At 28.9% G+C, this 3,240-nt stretch carries 3 protein-coding genes; 1 reads left to right on the top strand and 2 read right to left on the bottom strand.

Annotated elements, in window-relative coordinates:
• On the top strand, positions 1-110 hold a 110-nt coding region (locus tag QXF46_09475), incomplete at its 5' end, for an IS6 family transposase (protein MEM0227091.1).
• A gap of 147 nt (positions 111-257) precedes the next feature.
• On the opposite strand, the gene QXF46_09470 is transcribed toward QXF46_09475, so the two are convergent.
• Positions 258-1,118: a glycosyltransferase family A protein gene (locus QXF46_09470; GenBank protein MEM0227090.1), complete on the bottom strand. Its 861-nt coding sequence runs from the start codon at positions 1,116-1,118 to the stop codon at positions 258-260.
• Positions 1,119-1,324: 206 nt separating this feature from the next.
• Positions 1,325-3,064: a hypothetical protein gene (locus QXF46_09465; GenBank protein ID MEM0227089.1), complete on the bottom strand. Its 1,740-nt coding sequence runs from the start codon at positions 3,062-3,064 to the stop codon at positions 1,325-1,327.
• Positions 3,065-3,240: the final 176 nt, after the last annotated feature.

Below are 3,240 nucleotides of genomic sequence, written 5' to 3'. Positions count from 1 at the left end.
CGCTCACGAGGTGGTTATCAGTGTTCTTTCTAGCTTATAACGCGCTTTACGCTCCAGTATATTTGCTAGACAGGGGAGTGATAATAAATGTAAATATTCCAAATGAATGAAATTGTTGTCCACACTCGGAGAAGATAATGGAATCTTACATATCGATACGTCAAGTTCTCGTTAATCTTTTAGATCCTATAAATACAAAAGTAAACATTTAGCTTTCTAAAAAATGGGAGATTAGAATAAATGATGTGGTTTATATGTTACATTATACCGTAATTTCTTTTTAAATAATTATCAATTTTAGATAATATTTCTAAAAATATAGTCTTATTTTTGCACGTTAAAAGTTGATATTTAATTAAATTATAATGAAACTGCAAATCCCAATCAATTTCGCTTCCCATTTTATCAATAGGCATTTCTAAGTATTTAGTGCAATTATATACTATTTTCTTTTCGCTATTGAAAAATGATAACACCCTTCCTAGCCGATAAAAAAACTTATCATAAATATTTTGTGAGTAAACTGGTAATCCAACTATATATAAATCTCTATATTTTATCATATATTTTCGTATTCTTGATATTATTGAACTATAATTATTTTTATGATCTCTAATATGTTCTCCAAATACCCAATCATAATCTGCAAGATAAACGTATTTACATGCCTCCGCCAATCTAAACCATAAATCCCAATCTTCTCCAAACTGCAGATCTCTCCATCCTCCTACATTCATTAATAATTCCTTGGGAGATATTATCGGAAATGAGCTTCTCCCAATTTTTACCGCATATGAAGAATATGTTGAAAAGTAATCTTTAAGAAATTTATCCAAATTAAGATAAATCTGATCAGCATCTAATGCCATTACATATTTTCCATCTGCATTTTTAAGAGCAAAATTTCTTGCAGAGCCTTTACTCCCTTTGTATCTAAAAACTTTAATGTATTCATTTTCATATTTCTTTAATAGCTGAAAAGTATTATCAGTACTCCAATTATCTATTAAAATCATTTCATAATTTAGATCATTTAGCTGTTCAACCAAGTTATTTAATACCTTATCTATTACTGGAGCTTCATTTTTAGCTGTTATTGTAATACTTAAAAGTACCACAGTATAAAATTATTATCATACTATATAAGTGTATGTGGGGAGTTCTTTTCTTATTGGCCTTATTAAAAAAACTTTTTGCAACCCTCTTTGCTGCTACTATGAAAAGACTATACTAAAAGTAAATGATTAGCTGATTCAAAACTCTTTGAATAACATTATTAATATTTTATTCATTAATTATGAGGCACACTCTTTGATAAAATCATTTATTTATTAACCTTACTTCTGTTAAATGCAAGTAAAACTAACGTTAAGATGATTATTATAACCACAGTTATTACGAACGCTTCTATAGGTAATCCTGCAAGCACTGGAGCATAGACTGAAGTTGTAATATCTATTGGTTCATAATAAATCGTAATGTTTATAGGAGCAAATATATAATATTGATTAGTAGTTGAATTGGATTCAAAATAAATGCCTTCATATTTATATTGCAATGGTACTTGCACAATAGAACCATAAGGTTCCCAGAATTTCTCGTCTAATATAGCTGAATGTGAGTAATATCCCTCTATATTAACTAGATATTCTCTAATATAATATACATTAAAAGATAATGGTGAGAGTAAAGTAACATTTCTATAATTAATATATAAGATCACTATTCTTTCAGTAGAATTCACATAATACACAGGGTAGACGTAAAATACTGTACTTCGATTAAACCAGCCATTAGTTAATGTAGTGTTAGTTCCATTTATGGAAACGGGTAATGGTAAATTTGAAGTAACAAAATATTGTAATATATAATTTAATTTCCCAAAGTTTGGAGAATTAAAGACTTGTTGTATTACCACTGCTCTAGTTACATTATTTATATAACGTATTTGAGAATATATTACCGCATAAGTACCATTATTAATCCATATATTTGTTCCATAGTATGATGTACCATTAGATAGACTTATTTGCAAAGAAAATGGAAATTGTAAATAGTATTGAACGTTCTCTCTATCATTTATTATAAGTGGAGACTCTACAGTAAACATTCCAGTAAGATTTCCATATATGGTTATTCTATAATCATTAATTAAGGGAAAATATTGGGGGATATATATTTGCGTCCCCGCGTTATACCAATTTGAAGTAAGATTAGTATAATTTCCATTAATTTTAGCTATTATTGGCTCCTTAACGTTAACATAATATTGGAAAATTTGAGTATCATTTATAATTATCGGTTTACTAATATATACTACTCCGGTAAAATTTCCAGTAGTAAATATTCTAGTATCTCTAGTTAGATTAATATATTTCGGAATAGCTAGTTGAGTATTGTTAGATAGCCATTGGGAGCTCATTATTTCTAAACTGTCATTTATATATGCATAAGTAGGTTTAGAAAAGTTAACCAAATATTGTACAAGATATGTCACATTGACTACCAAAGGCGAATTAACACTAAATGAAGTTTTCTGCGTACCGTTAACGAATACATGAGATATTACGTACCTTATTGAACCATTTTGATAAGTATCACCTAAAGATATTGTAAGTAACTCTCCAGAAGCATACCAACCACTGCTTATTGGAGAGCCATGTTTAGCATTAACTGTAACGTAAAATTCTCTATCGTAAAGAGAAGAAATACGCGTATAAAATATCTCACTAGTGTTAACTATTACAGATGTAAAATTAGATCTACTATAAATTTTTAATATACCTAGAATTTCTGATGACGAATTGAGGAAGGTACCATTAAAGTTTATTCCTATAAGATGTAATCTTGATGTATTTGATTGATAATATAAATTGAAGAAGGTTATATTTACTATTCCTCTATAAGTTAGATAGTAGTTACCGGGAGAGTAAGATATACCATTTATCTCAAATGGGAACGTACTCGACACTTCAAGTACATAAAATTGACTGCCTCCGTTAAAAACTGGAACAAACAGCGGTATAATTAATCCAAGCAATATACTCAGTAATATTAATTTCATAGATGGACTTAGTTACATTCACATATTTAAAGATTATTTTTCTTCCATGGAGTGTGGACAACAATTTTGTTAATTCACAATAAATTATATGAACTGTTCGTGTTCTATAAATAGAATGCGACGTAATACCTTTTTAGGGTGAGCACGGGAGTATTACTTGGAGGTGATACTACGGG

The sequence above is a fragment of the Thermofilaceae archaeon genome (genome assembly GCA_038731975.1).
Lineage (GTDB): Archaea > Thermoproteota > Thermoprotei > Thermofilales > Thermofilaceae > JANXEW01.
Note: the sequence above shows the minus strand (reverse complement) of the source record. Positions and strands in the feature narration are given on the sequence as shown.